The sequence below is a fragment of the Rhizobium sp. TBD182 genome, from assembly GCF_001950375.1.
Taxonomy (GTDB): domain Bacteria; phylum Pseudomonadota; class Alphaproteobacteria; order Rhizobiales; family Rhizobiaceae; genus Agrobacterium; species Agrobacterium tumefaciens.
Map to the genome: position 1 here is coordinate 51466 of NZ_BDLN01000012.1, position 6144 is coordinate 57609.

Below are 6144 nucleotides of genomic sequence, written 5' to 3' on the forward strand. Positions count from 1 at the left end.
TGATAGCCGTCACTCATCAGGATACCGCGATAGTCGCCAAGGAAAGCCTGCGGATGGACCTGCCCGCGACCGGGCTGGTATTCGAGCAGCACAACCGGCTCGGCGCTGTCCTGACCGCTGCGATACGCCCAGATGTAGGACGCGTCTGTCGCCTTCCTGTCCTTTTCCTTCAGCACCTGGACCGTGGTCTCGTCACCGTGAATGACGCTCTGCGACAGGAGACGCTGCTTCAGCGCATCATAGATGCGAACCAGGTGCTTCTCACTCGACCCGATCACCCAGTGGCCAAGGGCGCCACGGCTCACGGGGACGCCGGCGCGCTCGAACGCCTGTGCCAGACGATAGAGCGGTGTGCCGTCGACAAATTTATGAACGAGCGCAAAAGCCAGTGTCGAGGCCGTGGCAATACTGCCCGGCAAGGGCTGTTTGGGCATGGGCGCGATGATGACGGGCGTGCTGATATCGGTGCGTTCGCAGTTTCGGCAAGCGTATTTGGCCCGCGCGTTCTGCAGGACCGTGGCCTTCACCTCGATATGCAACTGCTCGGTGATCAGTTCGCCCATGCGATGCAGCAGATGTCGGCAGCATGGGCAGGTCTTCTGATCTTCTGCAAGGTCATATTCAACGCGGTGGCGTGGCAAATTCGCCGGAAGCGGCTTGCGCCCACGCTTGCGGCCTTCGGGTATCTCTATCTCTGGCAACCCCGTGTCGGGAAGCCCATTGGAGCCTACTTCATCCTGGTCGGCCAATCCTTCATCAGCACCGGCCTCGAGAGCGGCGCTCTCCGCTTCGTTGAAGACGCGATCCATATGCTTTTCGCTACGCGGCGCAAAACGATGAAGCTGGGCAAGTGCAAGCTCTTCCTCGAGCTTGACAACACGCTGTTCAAGGGCGTCTCTCTCAGCCCGCAGCGCAGCGTTCTCGGCAGCATTTGCCGCCAAAAGCGCCATCAATTCTGCAACGGTCGGGGTGCCGGCTCGTGTCATTGTAGCTTTGAATCTGAGCCGCCCCGCTCCGTCAACAGCTTTCAGCCGACAAGCTCATATTGCCGAGCAGGGTGGCGAACCATTTCATCGAGATCGATGCCGTCAAGCAACCAGCGCAACTGCTCGGTATCGAGCGTCACCACCGGCACGTCGCGACGAGGCCAACGAAACCGGTCTTGCGACAACGCTTTCAATACAAGCACGAACCCTGACCGCTCGAAGAACAGCAGCTTCACCCGCGTCCGCCGACGATTGCAGAAGACAAAGACGGCACGCTCGAACGGGTTCAGTCCCATCGACTGCTCGACCAGGATCGCCAGGCTGTTGATCCCTGCGCGAAAGTCGATCGGATCCCGGTGAAGGTAAACACGAAGATCATCAGCCAGCCGGAACATCGCAACGCCCCAAAGCCTCAATCAGAATGGAAACAGCCTGCTTATCCGCGTCCTCAAGCTCAAGCCGCACACCATTCGGCAGAACAGCCGTCAGGCGCATACCTGCCGATGGTGGCCGAGCCGGCATGTCGGGCAGGTGCACAATCGGCGACGCTGTAGCCACGGCAACAAAGGCCGATGCTTCATGCCCCGCAAGAGCCGGCATATCGTCCTGCATCTGCCGATCTCGGCGAAGCTTCACCCAATTGCGTAACAGGTTGGCATTTATTCCATGCGCCAGTGCCAGGCTCGCAACTGATACGCCAGGCTTCATCGCACTGTCGATTAGCCGGGCTTTGTCCGCGGGATCGAAGCGCCGCTTCCCATTCGAAATAACCTTCACAGCACGAAGGCCGCATGAACCGCTAAAACTATCCGAGGTCATTGTGTCCACAAACTCCTTTGTGGACACAGAATCAGACATTCGATCTTCTATGAACAGGTGCCGCAAATTGAGCGCTTACGAGCTATCGGTGACGCGTCACCATCGCGCACCTCATTGGCGGTATTTACTACGGTGATCAAAAATTTTCCGCAACGGGCATAGATCGGCGGAAGCACGACGTCGACTTGTCGGACGTATCGCACTGAACACTGATAACTTTCATGATCGGCGCCCCGAATCCGGAGTTGCATCTGACAAAACCCGCCGGTGCACTTTTAATTAAACTCTTCCAGAGGAATGTTCGCGAGTTCGTTGCTCCAACTCCGATGCTTCTCCGGCACGAGCTCGATTGACAGCTTGTTGACGCTGCAGTCCCAGTTGAACTATCGCTTCTGGTGGAAGCAATAGTTCGGTGTTTCCGGCCAAACGCTGACAAAGCTCGCTGAAAGTCCCATTTTCATTTCTGACTAAAATTCTATCAGCAGAAATAGTCGTGGGTATCCTGCGTCCGTTGTCCGACAAAGAAAATTTCTCGCCGGCGATAAAGGTTGCACCATTTCCCGCGTCAACCAAAACTATAGGCAGTTCACTAGTCTCCCTGGACGCGAGACTATGGGGTAGCTGACCCTCGTTCATTATCTTGGTAAAGATATTATGCTGGTCCGATCCCAGGCGCTTTTTTAACGAGCTAGGTGTTTCGTAGCCAGTGCCGTCTTCCATGCGGATCAATACATTCAACTTACGCCGGTCACGAGTGATGTTTGGAAATCTGACTCGATCGAAGACCATCCGATTATACTGTTCGATTGGTCTATAGACATTCTTTGAGACCTCAACGAGAAACTTAGGACGCCGATGCTTGACAGACTGTGCCTGCTGTTCAGAGATATTGACGACGTCAGCACTCGGCACCATGCCTCGTGGGTTTGTGCTGATGTTCAATCGCCTGGCTGTAGAACTCTCCCCAGAAGTGCGAGCATAAAAGGTCGAAACATCGCGAGAACGTACATCGCCTTCGTCATTCCATTTGCCGATGGCGGATTCAAACTGCGCCGTGATCGCCTCTTGAAGAGAATGATGGACAGCCGTTATCTTTTCGCAAAACAACTCTTCAAAAGCATCTTCTCGGAATTCACCGCCCTTACTCTTGCGATTAACCACAAAGGAAATGTCGCGCTTTAAATTCCATGAAAACTTGTTCGAAAACTCGCGCATATATTCGGGACGTGTTTCGAACGAACTGAGATCACTGTGCTCTCTCAGCCTTGTTGCGATGGCACTTTGATACGAAGCGATTGGCAGGCGGGCGGAATCTGGATGTTGGGCGAATGCGAAGCTTCGACGGAGCCTCTCCCAAACGCTGTTAACCCAGTGCTGCTGTCTCTCGTCCAACGGGCGATTTCGATGATCCATCAATGCCCTTAACGCGCCTGGCTCCCGGCCCCAAGTCGATTTTCCGTCACTTGCTAGAGCTTGTTCATTGTCGTAACACGTTTCACCGTCCCTGCGTACAATTGCAATTCTATCAAATGTTTTGTAATTTTCGACCTCGAGCGCTACACGTGGCCAAATTGAATAATAATGATCGTGAGTTTCGACATCTGGCAATACGGTTGAGGCAATAAACGAGTTCGCCAGCGCCCTTTCAAAGCGATCGTGAATAGCTGTAAAGCTCGTTATCCTGTCCGTCGCGATAATATTTAGTTCTGTTCTATATCCGTTGGAGCGCGCCTTATCTAAGAGCGACGCGTAATGATTTGGCGGATAGCACGACTCCAGTATAATATTATATCTATTAGTGATACTGCGATCAAATAATTGATGATACCATTCTGTCGCTGCCGACGAATTTGCTCGCTCTAACGCATGCGAGCCCTGCAGAAGGGCTGCATTGTTACCAGGAATGTATGCATTGAGATCATCAGCTATTATTCGCTGGGTGCTTTCACCGCCCGTTCTACTCTTGATTTGGCGAACTAAGGTGCTCTTTCCGGCACCCTGCTGGCCACATACAACTGTGAAAGTTGGCTTTGCAACAGACGCCCCCCGCGCACCGATTGCCGGAATGATCTGGGTCTCGAAGATGTCGCGCTTAGCTTGTAACGAGAGGGTAAGCGCTCGATCAACTCCTAGATCATCTCTCATTGACGCGTAGATCCTCAAATTTGACGAGCCACGGATCAACAAACATTCTTACGAAGTGATTTAGCTCATCAATCAGGTTCACTGCCTCTATTGCGTTACCATCAAGTCGTTCCAATCGCTGTGAAAATTCGATGCGTTTCGTATCCGCTAAGGCGTATTGTGCCACGAGCTCCTCAAAACGCTCATAGCCGCTATATCTGAAGGTGATCAGCCGTGAAGTGAGTGCGCCCACGAGATCATGAGCGTCGTTTATGATCTCAAACGCTGGCTTATCCCGGTAGCGTTTTGGAAGCCCTAGTTCTACGCCTAGTTGGCAGTCAAGATCCGGAAACATGATTTCTTCCTCGTTAAAAGGCGATCGGCGAAAGATACGGCCGCAATGAGAACCTTTTATTGCGACCAAGATTTTTACGTTACGTTTGCAATATACGCTGCTATTCTGCATCATACTGCAGGCTATTCCCAGTACGACGGACGGCAATCTCGCGGGTGCTCGCCCCGTTTCCGGCAAACCGAAGCATTTGTCTTAATTGTCTCATGGTCAGCCCTCTCTTTGCAGGCATCAAAATGTCCTCGTTCATCCCGAGGTAATTGATGCCAAGTTGCTGACCAAGGGGTATCTTCGGTGCCGAAAATTGGCCGGACTTTGACTTGAATGATGGCCGGCTTCACGTCGGAATCCGCAGTCGAGCGGATTTTATCTCATGGAGAGGTTGTTCACTATCCTATGCCGTGACTGCTTTTCCATGGTCAGCGATAAAGCGCTGGAGACCGCCGGTCGATAACCAGACCATATAATGGATAGGGCTGTCCGAAATCATTGCGCCATAGCCAATCAGGATGTGCGTTTATCAAATAACCGATGGCGGGATTGATCCGTCGAAGCGGCCATTATGTTTTCTCGGCCAAACTGGGTGAATCATGCTCCGGATTTGCCAACATCAGCTTTGCAAGCTCGACGGCATCTGCATCCGTATTCCACCCCATCACCTGAGCATCGAATGTCTCAAAGAGAAGCTGCGTCGCTCGAATACTTCTTGATTCAATAATATCACGCTCATTTATGAAACCGTTGATCACTAGATCGGAAATGGTGGCATACATTTCCTCAGCAGATATAGCAGGTATGTATTCTGCAAGGTCTTCAATATCGAGGAGTTCATTACCAAGACTATCTTGGTCGGCATACGCAATCGCCACGAGGATATGCAACTCCGCATTTGTAAAAGCTTTCGATTGCGGGGTTAAGATCGTGTCATGCTCGTCCACACGTACAGAATACTCGTTTGTGCGTCCGGTGGTATCGTGTTCCATGCTGCTCGACTTTGCGCCCCCTTCGAGGGGTGCGTGTTCTGATAAGGACAGCTCAGAGCATCTTTCGCGGGATTGCTGCTGGCAATGCGCACGAACAAGATCGCGTTTTAGGTAGGATTCCCGAGCGACGATTGGCTCCAGTTGTCGATAATTGAGAATGCTACCCGCGTTAATTTGGATGCGTCAAGAATTAGGTGCCGGCAACTGATTAGATTCAAATGGCCCAGCACAAATGCAAACGCATAATGGGGTCAGAACAAGATTAGTGCGAAATCGTACGCCAAGCGCATTTGTCCATAATCTCAGCAGTTTGCCGTCTGTGATAAATAGGAAGCTTAAGGGTGAAAAGCATCCTAGGACCCATTTTTAGAACGAAAATCGATCTCAAGCATCACTTTCTCGGCTAAACGTACAATTTCGCACTAATCTTGTTCTGACCCCTATTACCCACACCATTCTTCCAAAAGATCTTCAGACCCAACTAGCCCGGCTCTATTTTACCTAAGGTTCAGAATTGCCGCTCGTCTTGGCGATGAGCCGGCGGAAATAGGCCCAGTCGGCCCGAAGCTGCGGTCCGCAGCCGCAACGAACCGTTCAATGCAGCTGCGCTGTGTCAGGAGCATCTAATTCGTAACCCGCTTTGCAGGGATCTGGAAAAGTCAATTTCTAATTGACATATTCGGTATCGTGTAAAGTTGCGTATGCTTTGATCTTGCGGCATAATGTCAAACATGAATGGACAATCAGAGAGCAAGCTAAAGCACCTTCTGCAGCATATCCCCCCCGGCTTCCTGGTGGACTCGAGGTGGATGGCCCGCCATGCTATCTCGCGACAATCCGTGTCAGGCTATCTCAAGCATGGCTGGCTCGAGCCAGTCAC

The 6144-nt window shown here is 52.1% G+C and carries 6 protein-coding genes and 1 pseudogene; 1 reads left to right on the top strand and 6 read right to left on the bottom strand.

Going from position 1 to position 6144, the window contains the following annotated elements; all coding sequences use genetic code 11:
• From T18_RS28015 to T18_RS24190, 6 genes and pseudogenes are all read right to left on the bottom strand, one after another.
• Nucleotides 1–986, bottom strand: a pseudogene (locus T18_RS28015) (IS66-like element IS692 family transposase); the annotation flags it as partial.
• Nucleotides 987–1027: 41 nt separating this feature from the next.
• Nucleotides 1028–1381, bottom strand: a complete 354-nt coding sequence (gene tnpB, locus T18_RS24170; RefSeq protein ID WP_010892481.1) for an IS66 family insertion sequence element accessory protein TnpB — start codon at nucleotides 1379–1381, stop codon at nucleotides 1028–1030.
• Nucleotides 1365–1844, bottom strand: a complete 480-nt coding sequence (gene tnpA, locus T18_RS24175; RefSeq protein ID WP_010892480.1) for an IS66-like element accessory protein TnpA — start codon at nucleotides 1842–1844, stop codon at nucleotides 1365–1367. Before tnpA ends, tnpB begins: the two co-directional genes overlap by 17 nt.
• A 240-nt stretch (nucleotides 1845–2084) precedes the next feature.
• Nucleotides 2085–3950, bottom strand: coding sequence for a zeta toxin family protein (locus tag T18_RS24180; protein ID WP_040132285.1), 1866 nt, complete (start codon nucleotides 3948–3950; stop codon nucleotides 2085–2087).
• A complete protein-coding gene (locus T18_RS24185) occupies nucleotides 3940–4398 on the bottom strand; it encodes a hypothetical protein (RefSeq protein WP_144312253.1) in 459 nt (152 codons plus the stop codon). Before T18_RS24185 ends, T18_RS24180 begins: the two co-directional genes overlap by 11 nt.
• A 443-nt stretch (nucleotides 4399–4841) precedes the next feature.
• Nucleotides 4842–5264: a hypothetical protein gene (locus T18_RS24190; RefSeq protein WP_040132282.1), complete on the bottom strand. Its 423-nt coding sequence runs from the start codon at nucleotides 5262–5264 to the stop codon at nucleotides 4842–4844.
• A gap of 731 nt (nucleotides 5265–5995) precedes the next feature.
• Between T18_RS24190 and T18_RS28020 the strand changes: the two genes are divergently transcribed.
• The coding region (locus T18_RS28020; protein ID WP_323455274.1) for an AbiEi antitoxin N-terminal domain-containing protein at nucleotides 5996–6144 on the top strand (149 nt) is incomplete at its 3' end.